The sequence below is a fragment of the Streptomyces sp. YPW6 genome (assembly GCF_018866325.1).
Taxonomy (GTDB): Bacteria; Actinomycetota; Actinomycetes; order Streptomycetales; family Streptomycetaceae; genus Streptomyces.
Genome location: NZ_CP076457.1, coordinates 5,100,389 through 5,118,959, shown reverse-complemented (window position 1 = coordinate 5,118,959; position 18,571 = coordinate 5,100,389). Strand labels below are relative to the sequence as shown.

Below are 18,571 nucleotides of genomic sequence, written 5' to 3'. Positions count from 1 at the left end.
AGTCCGTGAGCGCCGGACGGCTGGGAGACCGCCCGGCGATCTTCCGAGTGCCGGACGGGCTGCAACGTGCCCGGGGATTCCCCGAGTGCCGGACGGGATGGATGCGGCGCGGGGAACCGTCCGGCCGACGCCCGCCGGCCGGACGGCTGCGTCCTCGGACGCCGGACGGGCCGGGGTGGTCAGCGGTCCAGGTGGCCCGTGTCGTTCCAGCGCTCCACGGCCGGCAGGCCGTACGCCCAGCCCAGGACCGACAACGACGTCGGCTCCAGGCGGATGCGCGCACCGAAGGACAGGTCCTCCCCCAGCCACCGCGCCCCCAGCGCCCGGAGGATGTGGCCGTGGGCGAAGACCAGCACGTCCCGGTCCGCCGACCGCGCCCAGGCGACGATCTCGTCCGCGCGGGCGGTGACGGCGGCGACGGACTCCCCGCCCGGCACCCCGTCGCGCCAGATCAGCCAGTCGGGCCGGTCCGCCTTGATCTCGGCCGGGGTCAGCCCCTCGTACGCCCCGTAGTCCCACTCCATCAGGGCGTCCCACGGCTCCGCCCGCTCCCCGAACCCGGCGAGTTCGCAGGTCTCGGCGGCCCGGACCAGCGGGCTGGTGCGGACCTCGACGCCGGGCAGCCCCGCCCAGGGCGCCCGGTGCAGCCGCTCGCCGAGCAGCTTCGCGCCCTCGCGCCCGCCGTCCAGCAGCGGGATGTCCGTCCTGCCGGTGTGGTTGCCCCGGACCGACCACTGGGTCTGGCCGTGCCGGGCGAGCAGGATGCGCGGTGCCATGAAGGCTCTCCCTGGAACGCTGGTGCTGGGTTCCTCCATCATCCCGCACCGGGCCGCCAGGCAACCTCCCGGCCCCGGCGGGCGTCCCCTCCTGCGCAGTCCCGGCCACGGAATCGGACCACGGCGGGACCGCTGCGTACGGGACGTCCGGAAGAGGACCCCCGGGGGATGCGGCGGCACGGCGCCGCCGTACGGTTGAACGTTCGTCGTCGGCCGCATGAACAAGGGGAGAGCTACCGGATGCCGCACGCCACCGCGCCGCCCGCGACCGGCCACCGGCCCCGCTGGTGGACGGAGCTGCCACTGATCGCGGTGGTGTACGCGCTGTACTCCGCGGGCCGCCTCCTGGTGCGCGGCGACGTGTCGACGGCGGTCGACCACGGACTGGCGATCCTCCGGCTCGAACAGGCGCTGTACCTCAACGCCGAGGAGCCGCTGAACCGTCTCTTCACGAGCACCCCGTCCCTCGGCATACCCGCCGACTTCGCCTACGCGTCCCTGCACTACCTGGTCACCCCGGCCGTCCTCGTCTGGATGTTCCGGCGCAGGTCGGCGGCGTACCGGGCGGCCCGGGTCTGGCTGATGAACTCCACGCTGCTGGGGCTCGTCGGCTTCACGCTGATGCCGACCTGCCCGCCCCGGCTGCTGGACGCGAGCCACGGCTTCGTCGACACGATGGCGCAGTACAGCGCCTACGGCTGGTGGGGCGAGGGGGCGAGCGCGCCGCGCGGCCTGAGCGGGATGACCAACCAGTACGCGGCGATGCCGAGCCTGCACGTCGGCTGGTCGCTGTGGTGCGGCATCCTGCTGTGGCGGCACGGCCGCCACCCCCTGATACGGGCGGCGGGGATCGCCTATCCGCTGATCACCACGATCGTCGTGATGGGCACCGCCAACCACTACTTCCTGGACGCCGTCGCGGGCGCGGCCGTGATGGGTCTCGGGGCCCTGCTGGTGAAGCCCGTCGTCCGGTTCGCCGACGGGGTCAAGGCACGGCTGGCCGGCGTCCTGCCGGGCCGCCTCCCCGGCGGCCGGAAGCGGGGCGGCGCGAGCACCGTCGCCGCGTCGATTCCGGCAACCGTGTCCCCGGATGTCAGTACCGGGTGCAAGACTTCCACGGGTGAGCGCATCCCCGGCCAGCGGACCACCTCCGCAGATCCCCCCGGCACGGCAGTCGGCGGCCCGGCAGTCGGAACCGCCGCCGACGCGGACGCGAGCGACGACGCTCCGGCAGCGGCTCTCTGAGCTGCGCGGCCCGTCCGTCGCACCGCACCCGCTGGACGCCAGAGCCCTGGCCGCCCTCGCCGCCAACCCGGGCTGCAAGCGGCGGGCCCTGCTCGACGGCGCCGGGGTGGACAAGGGCGTGCTGGCCACCGCGCTCGGCTCCCCCGCGCCCTTCGGGCAGTCCCAGTTCGCCTTCATGCGGGGCAACGCCTTCGAGGCGAAGGTCAAGGCCGACGGCGGCGCGGAGCTGCTCCGCCTGCTGTACGAGCGCCTGGGCGGCTCCTTCGCCCCGGGCCCGGACGTCGCCACGCCCGATCTGAGCGCCGCCGGGCCCGAGGGCCGTGCCGCACGCACCGCGCTCGCCCTGCGGGAGGCCACGGCGGCGGGCGGCTGGGCCCTGCTGGACCACCCGATGCTGGCCCTGGAGGTGGCGGGCTCCCCCGCCTATCTGGAACCGGACGCGGTGGTCGTGCACCCCGACGGCCGGTGGACCGTCGTCGAGATCAAGTCGTTTCCCATGATCGACGCCTCCGCCGACGCGTCGAAGGTCGGTGCCGCCGCGCGGCAGGCCGCGGTGTACGTGCTGGCGCTGGAGCGGGTCGCCGCGGTGACGGAGGGTGCGCACGTGGCGCAGCGGGTGCTGCTGGTCTGCCCCAAGGACTTCTCGAACCTGCCGACCGCCTCCGTCGTGGACGTCCGCAAGCAGCGTGCGGTGACCCGCCGTCAGCTGACCCGGCTGACCCGGATCGAGGACATCGCGGCGGAGCTGCCGGAGGGGACGACGTTCGACCCGGCGTGCTCGTCCGAGGAGCTGGACGCGGCCGTGGCGGCGGTGCCCCCGGCGTACGCCCCGGAGTGCCTGGCCGCGTGCGAGCTGGCCTTCCACTGCCGGGCGAAGTCCCGGGCCGAGGGGGCGGTGGAGGCGCTGGGCCGCGGTGTGCGCGGCGAGCTGGGCGGGCTGACCACGGTGGCCGGGGTGCTGGCCGCCGCCGCGGGCAAGGAGGGTGATCCCGCCGATCCGACGGTCGCGGCGCTGCGCCGCGCCGCCGCGCTGCGGGCCGAGGCCCTGAGAGCGCCGCCGTCCTGCGGGCCGGGGCGCGGGAAGCCTCCTCCGTCGCGGGCGCCGGGGCCCCGGAAGGGGCGGCCGCGTGTCGCTGATCACCACCCTGGCCCGGCTGGAGGCCGTCGACACCGGCCGCGCCCAGCCGCTCGCCACCGTCCGCCACCGCCATCTCACCGACCGGCCGCTGGTGCTGGTGCCGCTGACCACCGCCGGTGAGGCCGGGGCCCCGCTCGGGGCGCTGGTCGGCACGGACCGGGAGGCGCCCCGGCTGCTGGCCGTCGCGCAGCCGCGCGACCGGGACCTGCGGTTCGCGTTCCTGGCCGAGCTGGCGGAGGCGGTCCTTCCGCACATCGAGGCGTACGCGGACGTCGTCGAGCCCGCCGAGCGCAACGAGACCGATCCGGCGACGGGCAGGAAGACCAGGGTCGAGGTCGAGCTGTGCACGGACGCCGGCCAGCTGATCGTGCCGAGCCGGGCCGGCGTCGAGTTCGTCCGGCTGCTGGGCCGGTCCATGCGGTTCCGCCGTACCGCCGAGGACGATCCGGACACCCCGTATCCGGCCCCGGCCCGGGTGCCGCTGCTCGGCCGCTGGCTGACGCACTACGGGGAGCGGGCCCGGGTGCCCGGCTCCTCGCTCCTGCTGGCCGCCACCGATCTGCTGAACCGGCACTGGGCGACCGGGCAGAGCAGTCTGGAGGACCAGCACCTGGGCGCGCTGCTGTCCTGGATCGACCCGCCCGCCGGCTCCTCGGGGGCCGAGGCCGCGCTGCGGGCGGAGCTGGCGCGGGACGGGGAGGGCCAGTTGCTCTGCCCGCCGGCCGGTCCGGCCACCGACCCGGACTTCGACAACCGGCTGCTGGCCCCGGCGGTCGAGCGGTACGACCGGGCGCGCACGGCGCTCGCGTCCGCCGAGGACGGACTCGCCGCGGATGCGCGCCTGGGCGAGCTGAGCGCCGCCGAGCGGGAGATCCGTTCGCTGCTGGCTCGCGTCATGCTGCCGACCTGGGACACGGTCTGGCGCGGTCTCGACCTGCTGCGGGAGCTGCCCGAGGGGTCCCGGGCCGAGGACCGCTGGACCCGGGACCGCTGGTCGTTCACCGGGCACCGCGACCGGGTCCGCTCGGGCGAGCCGCCGCAGCCGCGGCGTGACGACGCGGTGACGGCGGCCCAGAAGCTGGCCTCCCGGGAGACCGCCCAGGCCCAGTTGGAGGCGCAGGAGGCACTCGACGATCCGCTGGTGCTGGCGGGGCGGCGGCTGGCGGGCGAAGCGTTCCTCGGCACGGTGACGGACGTGACGATGACGTACACCGAGTCGAAGCGGCCGTCACCGCGCCCGCTGGTCACCGTCCGCACGGACGAGCGGCCGCATCTGGGCGAGCGGACGAAGGTCTACCGCTCACTGGAGGGCAAGCCGCAGACGGCGGAGTTCGTGCGGGCCGAGGAGGAGACGGAGCCGGGCGGCGCGATCCTGCTGGTGCTGCGGATCCTGGACCGGATGGGCCGGGGCAAGGAGCCCGCGCCCGGTTCGGTGCCCGAGCCCGGGGAGCGGATCGCCTGGACCCTGTTCGAGCACGACCAGCGCGGCGGGCCGAAGCTGCCGGACCCGGAGGAGACGCCGTGGACCCACGGCGGGCCGCCGGGCGCGGACGCCGCGGCGCGTGCGGAGCAACCCGACCCCGTGACCCCGGAGGACCTGCTGTGACCATCGCCCGTCGGGAGGACCTTCCGTGAGCACCGTCTTCGACCCGGGCGCGGCGGCGGCCCGTGCGACCGGCGCGATCCTCGACGACACCCTGCACGGCGCCAGCCGGGGCGTCGTCGTGGACTCGCCCCCGGGCGCGGGCAAGTCGACGCTGGTGGTCCGGGCGGCGCTGGAGCTGGCCGCCGCAGGGCACCCGCTGATGGTGATCGCGCAGACGAACGCCCAGGTCGACGACCTGGTGGTCCGGCTCGCGGAGAAGGACCCGGAACTGCCCGTGGGGCGGCTCCACAGCAGTGACTCCGACCCGTACGACAAGGTGCTGGACGGCCTCGCCAACGTCACGAAGTCCGCGAAGGCCGCCGATCTGGCCGGGCTCGACGTGGTGATCTCGACGGCCGCCAAGTGGGCCCACGTGAAGAACGTGGAGCCGTGGGGGCACGCCATCGTCGACGAGGCGTACCAGATGCGGTCGGACGCGCTGCTGGCGGTGGCCGGGCTGTTCGAGCGGGCGCTGTTCGTCGGCGACCCGGGGCAGCTGGACCCGTTCTCGATCGTGGGCGCGGACCAGTGGGCGGGGCTGAGCTACGACCCGTCCGCGAGCGCGGTGTCCACGCTGCTCGCGCACAACCCGGAGCTGCCGCAGCACCGGCTGCCGGTCTCCTGGCGGCTGCCGGCGTCGGCGGCCCCGCTGGTGTCGGACGCGTTCTACCCGTACACGCCGTTCCGCAGCGGTACGGGCCACGGGGACCGGAAGCTCTCCTTCGGGGTGGCGTCGGACGGGTCGGGGCCCGACCGGGTGCTGGACGAGGCGGCGGAGTCCGGGTGGGGGCTGCTGGAGCTGCCCGCCCGGCACACCCCGCGCACCGACCCCGAGGCCGTGCGGGCGGTGGCCCTGGTGGTGCGGCGGCTGCTGGACCGGGGCGGCGTCGCCACCAGTGAGCGGGCCGAGCAGCCGGTGCCGGTGACGGCGGACCGGGTGGCGGTCGGCACGGCCCACCGGGACCAGGCGGCGGCGGTGCGGGCGGCGCTCGCGGAGCTGGGCGTCACGGGGGTCGCGGTCGACACGGCGAACCGGCTCCAGGGCCGCGAGTTCGACGTCACGGTGGTGCTGCACCCGCTGTCGGGCCGTCCCGACGCCACAGCCTTCCACCTGGAGACGGGCCGCCTGTGCGTGCTGGCGTCCCGGCACCGGCACGCGTGCGTCGTGGTGTGCCGGGAAGGGGTGGCGGACCTGCTGGACGAGCACCCGTCCACGGAGCCGGTCCAGCTGGGCGTCACGGTGAAGTTCCCCGACGGCTGGGAGGCCAACCACGCGGTGCTGGCCCGTCTCGCGGAGCACCGGGTGCGCTGGCGGCCGTAGCGGAGCCCGGGGTTCGGCCGCAGCGGAGCCCGGGGCCCTCTTGCGCGGGGTTGGACAATGGAGGGTGGCCGTCCCGGCCGTGCGAGGGAGGAACAGCACATGACAGAGTCCGAGCGGAACGAACGGCAGCGGCTGCGCCCCGCGCCGCTGCTCTTCGAGCCGTCTCAGGCCACGGCGGACCCGGAGCACTTCTTCGACCTGGAGTCGATGGAGGACCCCCGTGAGCTGCTGGCCCGGGCGACCGAGCTGACGCAGGCCTTCCGGGCGGCGACGGACCGGTCGGTGGAGTTCCAGGCGATGGCGGCGGCGCAGCTCGCGGACCCGCGCCGGTTCGACCGGCTGACCGCGGCGGACGTCGCGGAGCGTGCGGAGTGGACCGAGGACTACGCGAAGAAGATGATCGAGTTCGGCCGCTCGCTGCTGGACTCCCCGAGAGCCTGACGGACCTGACGGTCCCGCGGGGCCTCTGGGACAGGGGTGGTCCGTGGGGCGGCCGGGGCGGGTGCTGCGCCATCAGGCCCCGGGTCAGGTCCCGTGGCATATTCCGGCGGGCAAGATACCCCTCCCCCTCCCCACCTGTCCCGGTTTCCGGCAACTCTCGGAATCAGTTCCGTCACTCCCGGTAGACCTTTGCTTCATGAGCGCATGGCTGAAAGACGCAACGACCCTGCAGGCCGGTGCCGCCGTCGCGCACCACGGCGTCGACCTCTTCGCCCTGCTGCGCGACCAGTCCGGCTCCCAGGCCGCGCAGGTCACGGCGGCCGGTGCCGCCTGGCTGGCCGGGGCCTCCCCCTACCCGCGCAGCACGCTCGCCCAGTGGGAGGAGCACCCCACGGCCCCCGGGGTGCTGCCCTGCGGTTCCGCCTTCGACGTGGTGAACGTGCCGGCGCTGTTCGGGCGGCGGATGCTGGAGCGGCTCTGGGCGGAGGGGCCCGGCTCCGGGCCGGTCGCCACGCACCGGGGGCGGATGCTGCTGTTCGCGGCCCCGGGAACGGCCCAGCGGCTGCCCTCGCTGCTCGCCTGGGAGGAGTGGGGAACCGACGGTCGCGAGGGGGCCGGAGGCTCCGGGGACGCGCTCGGCCCGGTGCCGCCCCTGCTCTGCCACGGCACCGGGGACGCCGTGACCGTACCCCCGCTGACCTGCGCGTCGTCGGAGGGCGGGCCGCGCTGGCTGGTCGCGCCCGACACCCGCAACCCGTGGCTCCCGGGGCCCGATGTGCTGCTCTGGGCCTGTGTGCGGGTGAGCCGGTCCGCCTCCCCGCGGGCTGCCGCACCGTCGATTTTTCCTCGGGCGGATCAGGGTGCTAGTGTCTACGACGTCACCAGGCGCCGTTAGCTCAGTTGGTTAGAGCAGCTGACTCTTAATCAGCGGGTCCGGGGTTCGAGTCCCTGACGGCGCACAGACAGAAGAAGCCCTCCGCGACAGCGGGGGGCTTCTTCGTGTTGCGCCGGGACCGGCGGGGAGGTTTCAGACCCCGGCGGTGATCCGGACGGTCCAGGAGCCCGACGGGGTGCGGTCGGCGACCTCGACACGGGTCGCGTCGCCGGGGACGGTGAAGGTCTCGCCGACCCCGAGCGGGGCGTCGGCCAGCGGCGGGTAGACCGATCGGTCCCAGCACGCCCCGGTCTCCGGATGCGTGTCGACGACCTCGACGGGTCCGCCACCGGAGGCCGTCTCACTGCGGACGCGGTAGATCAGGATGCCCTCCGCGCAGGTGCCCCGGTCGTTGCCGGTGGCACTGCGGGCCTCGATGGCCAGGGCGCTGTCCGAGCCGGTACGGACGACGGCGAGCCGGGTCCCGATCGAGCCGCCGGGCACCGGGGCGGCGGCGACCGGTTCCAGGGTGAGGTCGGCCGAGCCCTGGACGCAGACGACCTGCCGGCCGCCGAGCCAGCCGAGCTTCCACTTGTGCCAGCCGAACAGGTCGGGGGCGAGGCCGAACTGGCTCCCCATGACGTCCCAGTCGCCGACGTAGGTGTCCCAGTCGCCCTCGCCGTCGGTGGGCCGGTGGTAGAGATCGGCCAGGTCGAAGACGTGGCCGGTCTCGTGGGCGAGGACGTTGCGGTCGGGCGGGTGCTGCTCGAAGACCGTGACGACGCGCCGGATGTCATGGCCGTCGGCGCGCAGCGGCCGGTCGAAGTTGACGACTTTCGTGGCGTCGGAGTCGACACCGGGGGCGTCCGGGTCGGCCACCAGGTAGACCACGTCGTACCGGGAGAAGTCCACGTCGTCGTCGGCGGCGGCGATGGCGTCCCGGAGGTAGGCGGTGCGCCGCTCGGCGTTCCAGTCCCGCTTTATGGCGTACCAGGTGGAGTCGCGCGGCATCCGCGTCCAGCTCCGCTGCGGGTGCGGGCGCAGGGTGAACCGGCCGTAGCTGGCGCGCTCGAAGAAGCGGGTGGTGGCGGGGAAGTGGTCGGCGGTGAGCACCTCGGGGGTGAGCACGGGTTCGGAGTCCGGGAAGGACAGGAAGATCATGACCGCGTCGAGGCTCTGATCCGGGCGCGGGTAGGCCGCGTTCCAGGTGTTCAGCCCGAGCGAGTGGTGGGCCGCCGTCCGGGGCAGGGCGCAGGAGGTGGCGTCACCCGTGGCGGCCGCGGCGGGGCCGGCGACGAGGGACATGGCGGCGAGCGCCAGCAGGGAGGTGGCGGCGGCGGCCAGACTGCGCAGGGGCGGCCGTTCCGCTCCCCCGGGCCCGCGACGGGACGGCACATCGACCTCCGGGTGGGGAAAAACGCTCCATCCCGTCCACCCTGTGCCGCTTCACCACGCCACGCCCTGTTGTGCTGCCCCACACGGGTCAGCGGTCAAAATCGCCACCCACACCTTCACGGAACGTCACCGTCAGTCAGTCCAGCCGCCCGATGAAACAGATCCGCGCAGAATTGACCAGGACCGGGCAAAGCGGAACGACTGATGCCGCTCACTTCCGGCCGCGCACGGTGGCCCGGACCGAACGGTGAGCTGGAACGGCCGACGCGGCACCCTCTATGCTTCACCACGCTTTCCCGCGTGGAACGGGCCCCTTCACGGGACCACCACCCGGCGGCCAGTCCGACCCCACCAGTTCACAACGACCTTCACAGCGGGAGCGAGCGGTGAGCGGAACCTCCGAAGGGCCGAGGGCCTCGGCAGGCACGGCCCCGGGCGCGCCCGCCGCGCCGGTCACGGAGCGTCATACGACGGCCGCGGCCGGGACCGGCCCCACCCGGACCGATCCCGCCGGCGCCGATCCCGCCGGGGCCGATTCCTCCCGGAGCGACGCCGCCCGGGCCCGTCCCGCCGGGGCCGGACCCGACTCCACCGCAGCCGAGCTGCGCGACTACCGGGCCGCGTTCAACGCCGCCACGCTCCCCATGGGCGTCGTCGACGGCCGGGGCCATGTCGTACGGGCCAACGAGGCGCTCGGCGGGCTCCTGGGGACCGCGGCGGCGGTCCTCGCCGGGCGGCAGGCGTGCGAACTGCTCGACCTCGCCGGCGACGAGCGCACCTGGCACGCCTACCGCGAGGTCCTCCTCGGCCGCCGTTCCCGGTTCCGCTGCACGCGTCGGCTCAAGCACCCCGACGGGCGCTTCCTGTGGGCCGAGATCACCGTCGTACCGATGACGGGAGCCTCGGCGGCGGAGTCCGCGCGGGTGCTCCTGACGGTCACGGACATCAGCGACCGGCGGGAGCTCCAGGAGCGGCTGCGCCATCTCCAGATGCACGACCCGGTGACCCGGCTGCCCAACCGGACGCTGTTCTTCGAGCGCCTCGCCTCGGCCCTGGAGACCCCGCCGTACCAGGACGACTCCCTGCCGTCCCGGCAGGGCGCCCGGATCGGCCTGTGCTACCTGGACCTGGACGGTTTCAAGGCCATCAACGACACCCTGGGCCACCGCACCGGGGACCGGCTGCTGGCCGCCGTCGCCGCGCGGCTCACCGACTGCGCCGAGAACGACGCCTCCCGCAACGCCGGGGGCAACCGGCTGGTGGCGCGGCTGGGCGGCGACGAGTTCGCGATCCTGGTCGAGGACTCGGCCGGCACCCGGGAGCTGACGGATCTGGCGCGCTCGGTCCTCGCCGCGCTCCAGCAGCCGTTCGACCTGGCGGGCCAGCGGCTCTCGGTCTCCGCGTCGATCGGGGTGGTCGAGCGGTCCGCCGCGGGCACCTCGCCCACCGGTCTGATGCAGGCCGCCGACACCACGCTGTACTGGGCGAAGGCGGACGGCCGGGCCCGCTGGACGGTGTTCGACCCCGAGCGCAACGCCCACCGCATGACCCGCCAGTCGCTGTCCTCCACGCTCCGGCCCGCCGTGGAGCGCGGCGAGTTCACGTTGGAGTACCAGCCGCTGGTCGGCATGGCGGACGGAGTGCTGCGCGGGGTCGAGGCGCTGGTGCGCTGGAACCACCCGCAGTTCGGCGTGCTGCCGCCGAATCGGTTCGTCCAGATCGCCGAGGAGGACGGCTCGATCGTCCAGCTCGGCCGGTGGGTGCTGCGCACCGCGTGCCGGCAGGCCCGCCGCTGGCAGCTGGACCATCCGGACGAGCCGCCGCTGTTCATCAGCGTCAACGTCGCCGTACGGCAGGTCTGGGACTCCGACCTGGTGTCCGACGTGGCGCAGATCCTGGCCGAGACCGGACTCGCCCCCGGGCTGCTTCAGCTGGAACTGACCGAGTCGGCGGTGATGGGCTCGGGGGGCCGCCCGCTGAGAGCGCTCCAGGCGTTGAGCGACATGGGCGTCCGGATCGCCATCGACGATTTCGGGACGGGGTATTCGAACCTCGCCTACCTCAGCCGGCTGCCCGTCTCCGTACTGAAGCTGGACGGGGCGTTCGTGAAGGGCTTCCGGTACGAGGACGGTACGCATCCGAGCCCCGCCGACGAAACGATTGTGGAGGCCATGGTGCAGCTGGCGCACCGCCTGGGCCTGACCGTCACCGCGGAGTGCGTGGAGACGGCCGGGCAGGCGGAGCGGCTGCGGCGGATCGGCTGCGACACCGGGCAGGGATGGCTGTACTCGCGGGCCGTGGCGCCGGAGCAGATCGCCGGACTGATCGGGTCCCGGCCGCTGGAGGGCTGAGGCCCGGGACGGCCGGTGCCACCCCGCGCGGCGGGGCTACCGGGGCCGTACCGCGCATCGGGGCGCCCCGGGGCCGTCCCGCGCCTCGGACCTACCGGGGCCGTCCCGCGCGTCAGGGCGCCCCGGGACCACCGCCGCAAGCCCGTGCCCCCGACGCCCCGGGACGCCCCCGGGACGGCCACCGCAAGCCGACGCCCCCGGGGCCCGTGCGACGGCCGGTCCTACGCGGCGTTCGGCAGGCCGTACGCGTCCGCGATCAGCCCGTAGCTGCGAAGCCGCGCGTCCCCGCCGTGCGCGTTGGCGGTGATCATCAGCTCGTCGGCGCCGGTGCGCTTGGCCAGGTCGTCCAGACCGGTGCGGACCTCGTCGGCGGTGCCGTGGATGACGTTGGCCAGCCAGCCGTCGACGAACTCCCGCTCCATCGGGGAGAAGTCGTAAGCCGCCGCCTCCTGGGGGCTCGGGATCAGCCCGGGGCGGCCGGTGCGCAGCCGGACCATGGACAGGGCCCCGGTGAGCACCTGGCGGCGGGCCTCGCGCTCGTCGTCGGCGGCCAGCGCCGAGACCCCGATCAGGGCGTACGGGGCGTCCAGAACGCCGGAGGGCCGGAAGGACTCGCGGTACAGGTCGAGCGCGGGGACGGTGTTCCGCGCCGAGAAGTGGTGCGCGAAGGCGAACGGCAGCCCCAGCGTCCCGGCCAGTTGCGCGCTGAAGCCGGAGGAGCCCAGCAGCCAGACGGGCGGCCGGTGCGCGGACTGCACGCCGCCGGGCGACGTCGCCTGGACCGGACCCGGTACGGCGTGGATGCGGGCGTACGGGTGCCCGTCGGGGAAGTCGTCGTCCAGGAAGCGGATCAGCTCCATGAGCTGCTGCGGGAAGTCATCCGCGCCCTCGTCGAGCCGGTCGCTGCGCCGCAGCGCCGCCGCCGTCGCGCCGTCCGTGCCGGGGGCCCGGCCGAGGCCGAGGTCGATCCGGCCCGGCGCCATCGCCTCCAGGGTGCCGAACTGCTCGGCGATCACCAGCGGGGCGTGGTTGGGCAGCATCACCCCGCCGGAGCCGAGGCGGATGCGCCCGGTGTGGGCGGCGATGTGCGCGAGGATCACGGCCGGGGAGGAGGAGGCGACCCCGGGCATCGAGTGGTGCTCGGCGACCCAGAAGCGGTGGAAGCCGCGGCTCTCGGTGAGCTTCGCGATCTCCACACTGGTGCGCAGGGCCTGGCTCGCGGTGCGGCCCTGGCCCACGGTGACCAGGTCGAGAACGGACAGCGGAACGGCGGCGGTTCCGGCTGCGGTGCCCCGGATCCCGTCGCCGTCGGCCGCCCGGCCGCTCGCGTCGCCGCTGGTCTCGTCGCCTCGGATGTCGTCCACGTGTCGGCCTCTCCCGGTGCTGCTGTCGTACGTCTGCGTATCGGAGAGCAACAACAGGAGGGCGGCTCCGTTTTATTCCCGCCGGGGTCCGGCACCGGTCCGGCGGGCTACTCCCGTACCTCGATGCCCTTCGGCTCCAGCTGCCGCAGCACCGGCTCGCGGCTGGCGAACAGGGTGCCGAGCGTGGGGGCCCAGGTCCGGCGGTCGGCGAGGCGCAGCCCCTCCCAGACCGTGACCTGGTTGGCGGTGAGCACCGGCTTGCCGAGCAGTTCCTCCAGCTCGGGGACGTACGCGGTGGTGTGCAGGGAGGTGTCCGGGACCAGCACCACCTCGGCGTCCGGGTGGTCCGCCTCCCGCACCAGCCGCTTCACCTCGTCCGGGCCCCAGGCTCCGGCCTCGGCCGACGAACCGGCCCCGCCGGACGCGGCGGCCACCACCTCGATACCCGCCGACGCCAGGAACGCGGCGAAGAGCCCGGTGACGTCGTCCGGGTAGGGCCCGGCGACGGCGACCCGGCGGGCCCCCAGCTCCCGTACCGCGTGGCCGAAGCCGATGGAGGTGCTGGAGGCGGGCAGCCCGGCCGTCCGGGCGAGCGTGGCGACCTGCTCGTGGGCGCCTTCCCAGCCCTGCCCGAAGCTGCCGCCGCTGGAGGCCCAGACGAGCGCTTCGGCCCCGGCCAGGCGCAGCTCGTCGATGCCCTCGGCGATCCGGCCGGGGGCGCCCTGCTCGCGCAGCGCGTCGGCGCGGTAGACATCCTCACCGGTCTCGGTGGAGAACAGGGGCAGCCGGATGTCGGTGTCGAGCAGGATCTCGGTCCGTGGGAAGTCGTCCTCGGCGGCGTGGCCCGGGTAGAGAAGTCCTACGGTCGTCATGTCCACCCTTCCTGTGCGTCGACGGCTCGCCGCGCGGCGGGCGGGCCCCTCGCCCGCTCGCGGCGGGCGGCCCGACACGGGGCTGCCCCGGGGCCGCCGCGGCCTTCCGGACGCTCCGGTGGCCGTGACCGCGCGACCGGTCACTCTTGCCCCGACTTGTTCCCAGTATTCCCCCGCCCGGCCGCCGGGGCGCGCGGCCGGGCGTCGTTGACGCGGCGGTGACCTGCTGCGAGCGTGGGCGGTCGATCTTGTCCGTTCCGTCGCGGAGGGCCGACCACCCATGCCGGATCCCGTGCTGCTCGTTCTCGACGCCGCCCCCTCCCCGCGGCTCGGCCGGCTGACCGGACGGGCGGACGTGCGGTACGCGGACGCCACCACGCTCGCCGAGCGGCTTCCGGCCGCCGACGTACTGCTGGTGTGGGACTTCGCGTCGGACGCCGTACGGGAGGCCTGGCCGGGGCCGGGGCGGCGGCCGCGCTGGGTGCACACGGCGAGCACGGGCGTGGACCGGCTGCTCTGCCCGGAGCTGGTCGCCTCCGACACCGTGGTCACCAACGCGCGGGGCGTCTTCGAGCGGCCGGTCGCGGAGTACGTGGCGGGGCTGGTGCTGGCGATGGCCAAGGACCTCCCGGGCACCCTCGCGCTCCAGCGGGAGCGGCGCTGGCACCACCGCGAGGGGCAGCAGGTGGCCGGTTCCCGGGCGGTGGTCGTCGGCGCGGGCCCCATCGGCCGGGAGATCACCCGGCTGCTGCACGGCCTGGGGGTCACGGTGGCCCTGGTGGGGAGGACCGCCCGGCGCACCATCCACGGGGCCGCGGATCTGGACCGGCTGGCGGCGCGCGCGGACTGGGTGGTCGCGGCGGTCCCGCTGACCGGCGCGACGCGCGGGATGTTCGACTCCCGCTTCTTCGGCCTGCTCCAGCCCTCGGCGCGTTTCATCAACGTGGGGCGGGGAGCGAGCGTGGTCCAGGCCGATCTGGTGGACGCGCTGGACCGCCGCTGGTTCGCGGGCGCGGCGCTCGATGTGTTCGAGGACGAACCGCTGGGCCCGGACAGCCCGTTGTGGGACGTACCGGGGCTGCTGGTCTCACCGCATCTGAGCGGGGACACGGTGGGGTGGCGCGACCGGCTGGGCGAGCAGTTCGTCGCGCTGTACGAACGCTGGGCGCGGAACGAGCCGTTGCCCAACGTGGTCGACAAGGCGCGCGGTTACGTCCCCTCCGCCGACCTCGACGCGTCCCCCGGTGCCGGCAAGTCCCCCGGCCGGCCCGGCCGGCTCAGCGGGTGAGCGGCGCGGCCCGGACGACGAACGCCTCGATGGCCTCCCTGGCCGCGGTGTCCAACGCGTCGTGCTCGGCCTGCTCCCGGGCGGTGGAGACGTCCCGCGTGCACCGGTAGGCCTCTTCCGCGGCGCCGACCACCTCCGGGTCGTCGGTGAGCAGTTTGACCCGGTAGAGCACCTGCCGGGTGGCGGTGCGCAGGCGGTGGGCCTCGTCGCGCGCCTCGACGAACTCGGCGTCCGTCCGGCCCCGCTCCTTGCGGTACCAGCGGCCCGCCTGCCCGTGCCGGTACTCCTCCGCCGCGGCGGCGAACGAACTGTAGGTGGCGGTGCGTTCCTGCCGCAGCGCCTCCGACCGGGCAAACCTCTCCGTGCGCGCGGCGGTGAGGCGTTGGAAGAGGTGCGTGACCACGGCTCCCAGGAGCGTGCCCCCGACCGCCACGACGCTTGTCCATAGGGGAACCATGGCACCAGCTGATCACAGAAGTGACGGACGTGGAGTCATGAACCGTCCACCGACGGGGAACACGCGCCGCACATCCCCGGTCGCGCTCCGCCCTCCCCCGGGCACGGGAAGGTCTCCTTCCGGCCACTGTTGGGTTACATGCCTCCGCCTGCCCGCATAGACGTACGGAATCGGGCAGGCGCTCACCCTGTCCGGACTGTTCGACCTCCAGGAGATTGCGAACCATGGCTGAATTCCCGAACCTGTCCCGCCGGGGTTTCCTCAACGGAACGGCGGCCGTGGGGGGCCTCCTCGTCGTTCCCGGCCTCCTCACCGCGTGCAGCAAGACCGACTCCGACTCCGCGACCGGCGAGGGCGCCCTGGACAAGCTCCGCAAGCAGGGCTTCGTGCGGGTCGCGTACGCCAACGAGGCCCCGTACGGCTACCTGGAGGGCGAAGAGCTCAAGGGCGAGGCGCCGACCCTGCACCGGGAGATCTTCAAGGCGCTCGGGGTGGACGAGCTGAAGCCGACGCTCTCCGAGTGGGACGGGCTGATCCCCGGGCTCCAGGCCGGGAAGTACGACGTGGTCAGCGCGGGCATGGCCATCACCCCGGAGCGCTGCGGCAACGCGATCTTCTCCGAGCCGGAGTTCATATCGCCGACCGCGCTGATGGTGAAGAAGGGCAACCCGAAGAAGCTCACCGACCTGGAGTCCGCGAAGGAGGCGGGGGTCACCATCGGCGTGATGTCCGGTGCGGTCGAGGGCAGTTACGCCAAGGGCGCCGGCATCTCCGAGGGCAGGATCAAGACGCTCCAGAAGCCGCAGGACGGGGCCGACGCGGTCAAGGGCGGCCGGATCGACGCGTTCCTCCTCACCGGCATCTCGCTGCGCTGGCTGGCGAAGACCAACCCGGACACCGAGGTCACCGAGGCGTTCGTGCCGAAGCTGGACGGCAAGGATCAGTTCTCCCCCGGCGGTGCGGTGTTCCGCAAGGGCAACGAGGACCTGCGGGACTCCTTCAACCGCGAGCTGAAGAAGATCGTCTCCGACCGCTCGCGCTATGTGCAGCTGCTGGAGCCGTACGGGTTCGGGGAGACGGAGATCCCGCCCGCCGACCTGAAGACGGCGGACCTGTGCAAGGGCTGACGGGGCGGGCGGGCGCGCACGCATGAACGACTTCTTCTCCCTCCTCGTCGAGGAGCTCCCCCGCGTCCGGTCCGGCCTGTGGGTGACGCTCCAGGCCACGGTCCTGGGCGCGCTGCTGGCCGGAGCACTGGCGTTCGCGCTCGGGCTGCTGGCGGGCAGCAGACTGCTCCTGGCCCGCGGGTTCTCCCGGGTGGTCGTGGAGTTCTTCCGGGGCACCTCCCTCTACGTCCAGCTGTTCTGGCTCTACTACGCGATGCCGCTGGTGACCGGCTACGAACTGACCCCGGTCATCTGCGGGGTGGTCGCGTTCGGCCTCAACTTCGGTGCGTACGGCGCCGAAGTGGTGCGGGGAGCCATCAACTCCGTTCCGCGTGGACAGTACGAGGCGGCGATCGCCCTCAACCTCAGCCCGGCCAGGCGGCTGTGGAAGGTGATCCTTCCGCAGGCGTGGGTGCAGATGATCCCCAGCTTCACCAACCTGCTGATCCAGCTGCTCAAGGCGACCCCGCTGCTGTGGCTGATCTCGGCGGCCGACCTGATGACGGTGGTGCAGCAGCTGCGCGACCGCACCGGCGAGACGGTGACCGCCTATCTGACCCTGCTGGCCGCCTACTTCGTGCTGGCGTACGCCCTGACGATGCTGATGAATCTGCTGGAGCGGAGCGCCAAGCGGCGGCTCGGCCTGGACACCGGAGCGAAGGGCCTGTTCAAGAGCCGTAGCGCGGCCACGACCGCTGTGGGAGGTACCCGGTGAACGGCTTCAACTGGAATGCCGTCGGGGAGTCCCTGCCCGAGCTGCTGAACGGGTTCAAGATCACCCTGCTCGCGACCTTGCTCGGCACCCTGGTGGCGGCCGTGCTGGGGCTCGCCGTCGCGATGGCCGGGCGCGCGCCCAGCAGGTTCGTCACGGTCCCGGTGCGCCTCGTCATGGAGTTCGTCCGCTCCACCCCGCTGCTGGTGCAGCTGGTCGGCGCGGCGGCCCTCTTCAACACGATCGAGCCGCTCTACATCGGCATCGCGGTGCTCGGCATCCACTACGCCGCGTACACCTCCGAGGTCTACCGGGCCGGGATCGACGGGGTGCCGAAGGGCCAGTGGGAGGCGTGCCGCGCGCTGTCGCTGTCACCGCGGCGCACCTGGCAGGCCGTGATCCTGCCGCAGGCGGTGCGCAACGTGCTGCCCGCGCTCGGGAACTACGCGATCTCGATGTTCAAGGAGACGCCGTTCCTCGCCGTGATCACCGTCCAGGAGATGGTCTTCGAGGCCCGGTTCTACGGGGCCGCACACTTCGCGTACACCGAGGTGTTCACCCTCGCCGGCCTGATCTTCCTGGTCGCGAGCTACCCCACGTCGCTGTTGATGAGAAAGCTGGAGAAGCGCCTTGGCCACTGAACCCCTCCCCCTGAAGAAGACGGATACGTCCGGGCCGGCCGACGCTCCCGAGGACGCCGTCCCCGCGTCCTCCCGCACCGGCGAGCCGCTGGTGCGGTTCGACAAGGTGGTGAAGCAGTACGGCGACCACGTGGTCCTGGACGAGCTGGACTTCACCGTCGACCGCGGCGAGCACGTGACCCTGATCGGGCCCAGCGGCTCGGGCAAGACCACGATCCTGCGGCTGCTGATGACGCTGGAGAAGGTCAGCGGCGGGGTGATCTGGGTCGACGGCGCACCCCTGACCCACATACGCACCCCGGACGGTTCGCTGAAGCCGGCGGGCGAGAAGCAGCTGCGCGAGTCCCGGAAGAAGATCGGGATGGTCTTCCAGCAGTTCAACCTCTTCCCGAACATGAAGGTGATCGAGAACATCACCGAGGCCCCGGTCAGCGTCCTCGGCAAGAGCCGCGAGGAAGCGGAGACCCGGGCCCGGGAGCTGCTGGACCTGGTCGGGCTCTCGGCGAAGGTCGACGCCCACCCCTCCCAGCTCTCCGGCGGCCAGCAGCAGCGGGTGGCGATCGCGCGGGCGCTGGCGATGGAGCCGGAGATCCTGCTGCTGGACGAGGTCACGTCGGCGCTCGACCCGGAGCTGGTCGCGGGTGTGCTGGAGCTGCTGGAGGACATCGCCCGGAACACCGACATCACCATGCTCTGCGTGACCCACGAGATGAACTTCGCCCGGGACGTCTCGGAGAAGGTTCTGATGTTCGACGCGGGACGGGTCGTGGAGTCCGGATCTCCGGAAAAAATCTTCTCCGATCCCTCGCACGAACGTACGCGCGAGTTCCTCAACGCGGTGCTGTGACCTCGCCGTTGGCGCAGGGCTCATGACAGTGGCATATG

17 protein-coding genes and 1 tRNA gene are annotated in these 18,571 nt (G+C 73.5%); 13 read left to right on the top strand and 5 right to left on the bottom strand.

Features of this window, described 5'->3' with window-relative positions; genetic code table 11:
• Nucleotides 1–179: 179 nt before the first annotated feature.
• Nucleotides 180–776 carry a histidine phosphatase family protein gene (locus KME66_RS22655; RefSeq protein ID WP_073216197.1) on the bottom strand — a complete coding sequence of 199 codons (597 nt, stop codon included), beginning with the start codon at nt 774–776 and terminating at the stop codon, nt 180–182.
• Between the two features lie 240 nt (nt 777–1,016).
• Between KME66_RS22655 and KME66_RS22650 the strand changes: the two genes are divergently transcribed.
• The 7 genes from KME66_RS22650 to KME66_RS22620 all read left to right on the top strand — a co-directional run bounded on the left by KME66_RS22650 (nt 1,017) and on the right by KME66_RS22620 (nt 7,525).
• Nucleotides 1,017–2,021, top strand: a complete 1,005-nt coding sequence (locus tag KME66_RS22650) for a phosphatase PAP2 family protein (RefSeq protein WP_216325294.1) — start codon at nt 1,017–1,019, stop codon at nt 2,019–2,021.
• Entirely contained in the window at nt 1,933–3,279 is a 1,347-nt protein-coding gene (locus KME66_RS22645; RefSeq protein WP_253208614.1) for a hypothetical protein, read from the top strand. Before KME66_RS22650 ends, KME66_RS22645 begins: the two co-directional genes overlap by 89 nt.
• Nucleotides 3,167–4,765, top strand: a complete 1,599-nt coding sequence (locus tag KME66_RS22640) for a hypothetical protein (RefSeq protein ID WP_253208613.1) — start codon at nt 3,167–3,169, stop codon at nt 4,763–4,765. The genes KME66_RS22645 and KME66_RS22640 overlap by 113 nt, the downstream gene beginning before the upstream one ends.
• A gap of 25 nt (nt 4,766–4,790) precedes the next feature.
• Entirely contained in the window at nt 4,791–6,125 is a 1,335-nt protein-coding gene (locus tag KME66_RS22635) for an AAA domain-containing protein (RefSeq protein WP_216325287.1), read from the top strand.
• Between the two features lie 99 nt (nt 6,126–6,224).
• Nucleotides 6,225–6,566, top strand: coding sequence for a hypothetical protein (locus KME66_RS22630; RefSeq protein ID WP_073216185.1), 342 nt, complete (start codon nt 6,225–6,227; stop codon nt 6,564–6,566).
• Nucleotides 6,567–6,762: 196 nt separating this feature from the next.
• Complete coding sequence (locus tag KME66_RS22625) at nt 6,763–7,461, top strand: bifunctional DNA primase/polymerase (RefSeq protein WP_216325282.1); 699 nt, start codon at nt 6,763–6,765, stop codon at nt 7,459–7,461.
• Nucleotides 7,452–7,525 (top strand) — tRNA-Lys (locus KME66_RS22620). Before KME66_RS22625 ends, KME66_RS22620 begins: the two co-directional genes overlap by 10 nt.
• Nucleotides 7,526–7,593: 68 nt before the next feature.
• Here the strand turns inward: KME66_RS22620 and KME66_RS22615 are convergent.
• Complete coding sequence (locus tag KME66_RS22615; protein ID WP_216325279.1) at nt 7,594–8,835, bottom strand: M6 family metalloprotease domain-containing protein; 1,242 nt, start codon at nt 8,833–8,835, stop codon at nt 7,594–7,596.
• 386 nt (nt 8,836–9,221) lie between these two features.
• Between KME66_RS22615 and KME66_RS22610 the strand changes: the two genes are divergently transcribed.
• A complete protein-coding gene (locus KME66_RS22610; protein ID WP_216325276.1) occupies nt 9,222–11,186 on the top strand; it encodes a bifunctional diguanylate cyclase/phosphodiesterase in 1,965 nt (654 codons plus the stop codon).
• 221 nt (nt 11,187–11,407) lie between these two features.
• Here KME66_RS22610 and KME66_RS22605 read toward each other — a convergent pair whose 3' ends face one another.
• Together KME66_RS22605 and KME66_RS22600 are read right to left on the bottom strand one after the other, a co-directional pair.
• Nucleotides 11,408–12,550 carry an LLM class flavin-dependent oxidoreductase gene (locus KME66_RS22605; RefSeq protein WP_216325274.1) on the bottom strand — a complete coding sequence of 381 codons (1,143 nt, stop codon included), beginning with the start codon at nt 12,548–12,550 and terminating at the stop codon, nt 11,408–11,410.
• A gap of 107 nt (nt 12,551–12,657) precedes the next feature.
• Nucleotides 12,658–13,422, bottom strand: a complete 765-nt coding sequence (locus tag KME66_RS22600) for a decarboxylase (protein WP_216325273.1) — start codon at nt 13,420–13,422, stop codon at nt 12,658–12,660.
• Between the two features lie 280 nt (nt 13,423–13,702).
• Here KME66_RS22600 and KME66_RS22595 point away from each other — a divergent pair, with 280 nt between their 5' ends.
• A complete protein-coding gene (locus KME66_RS22595) occupies nt 13,703–14,710 on the top strand; it encodes a D-2-hydroxyacid dehydrogenase (RefSeq protein WP_216325271.1) in 1,008 nt (335 codons plus the stop codon).
• On the opposite strand, the gene KME66_RS22590 is transcribed toward KME66_RS22595, so the two are convergent.
• Complete coding sequence (locus KME66_RS22590; protein WP_216325270.1) at nt 14,700–15,167, bottom strand: hypothetical protein; 468 nt, start codon at nt 15,165–15,167, stop codon at nt 14,700–14,702. The two genes, KME66_RS22595 and KME66_RS22590, sit on opposite strands and share 11 nt — an antisense overlap.
• Nucleotides 15,168–15,391: 224 nt before the next feature.
• On the opposite strand from KME66_RS22590, the gene ehuB reads away from it, so the two are divergent.
• From ehuB to ehuA, 4 genes are read left to right on the top strand one after another with little or no spacing between them, the layout of a single operon-like run.
• Entirely contained in the window at nt 15,392–16,294 is a 903-nt protein-coding gene (gene ehuB / locus KME66_RS22585) for an ectoine/hydroxyectoine ABC transporter substrate-binding protein EhuB (protein WP_073216163.1), read from the top strand.
• 22 nt (nt 16,295–16,316) lie between these two features.
• Complete coding sequence (gene ehuC / locus KME66_RS22580; RefSeq protein WP_073216160.1) at nt 16,317–17,048, top strand: ectoine/hydroxyectoine ABC transporter permease subunit EhuC; 732 nt, start codon at nt 16,317–16,319, stop codon at nt 17,046–17,048.
• Complete coding sequence (ehuD, locus tag KME66_RS22575; protein WP_216325268.1) at nt 17,045–17,686, top strand: ectoine/hydroxyectoine ABC transporter permease subunit EhuD; 642 nt, start codon at nt 17,045–17,047, stop codon at nt 17,684–17,686. Before ehuC ends, ehuD begins: the two co-directional genes overlap by 4 nt.
• The gene (gene ehuA, locus KME66_RS22570) at nt 17,676–18,533 is read left to right on the top strand and encodes an ectoine/hydroxyectoine ABC transporter ATP-binding protein EhuA (RefSeq protein ID WP_216325266.1); all 858 of its coding nucleotides are present in this window, start codon (nt 17,676–17,678) and stop codon (nt 18,531–18,533) included. The genes ehuD and ehuA overlap by 11 nt, the downstream gene beginning before the upstream one ends.
• The last annotated feature ends 38 nt before the right edge of the window (nt 18,534–18,571 follow it).

Bases quoted from the DNA above. Each gene is read 5' to 3' on its own strand.
- KME66_RS22655 (WP_073216197.1), bottom strand. From the start codon at position 776: ATGGCACCGCGCATCCTGCTCGCCCGGCACGGCCAGACCCAGTGGTCG.
- KME66_RS22650 (WP_216325294.1), top strand. From the start codon at position 1,017: ATGCCGCACGCCACCGCGCCGCCCGCGACCGGCCACCGGCCCCGCTGG.
- KME66_RS22630 (WP_073216185.1), top strand. From the start codon at position 6,225: ATGACAGAGTCCGAGCGGAACGAACGGCAGCGGCTGCGCCCCGCGCCG.
- KME66_RS22625 (WP_216325282.1), top strand. From the start codon at position 6,763: ATGAGCGCATGGCTGAAAGACGCAACGACCCTGCAGGCCGGTGCCGCC.
- KME66_RS22600 (WP_216325273.1), bottom strand. From the start codon at position 13,422: ATGACGACCGTAGGACTTCTCTACCCGGGCCACGCCGCCGAGGACGAC.
- KME66_RS22595 (WP_216325271.1), top strand. From the start codon at position 13,703: ATGCCGGATCCCGTGCTGCTCGTTCTCGACGCCGCCCCCTCCCCGCGG.
- KME66_RS22590 (WP_216325270.1), bottom strand. From the start codon at position 15,167: ATGGTTCCCCTATGGACAAGCGTCGTGGCGGTCGGGGGCACGCTCCTG.
- ehuB (WP_073216163.1), top strand. From the start codon at position 15,392: ATGGCTGAATTCCCGAACCTGTCCCGCCGGGGTTTCCTCAACGGAACG.
- ehuC (WP_073216160.1), top strand. From the start codon at position 16,317: ATGAACGACTTCTTCTCCCTCCTCGTCGAGGAGCTCCCCCGCGTCCGG.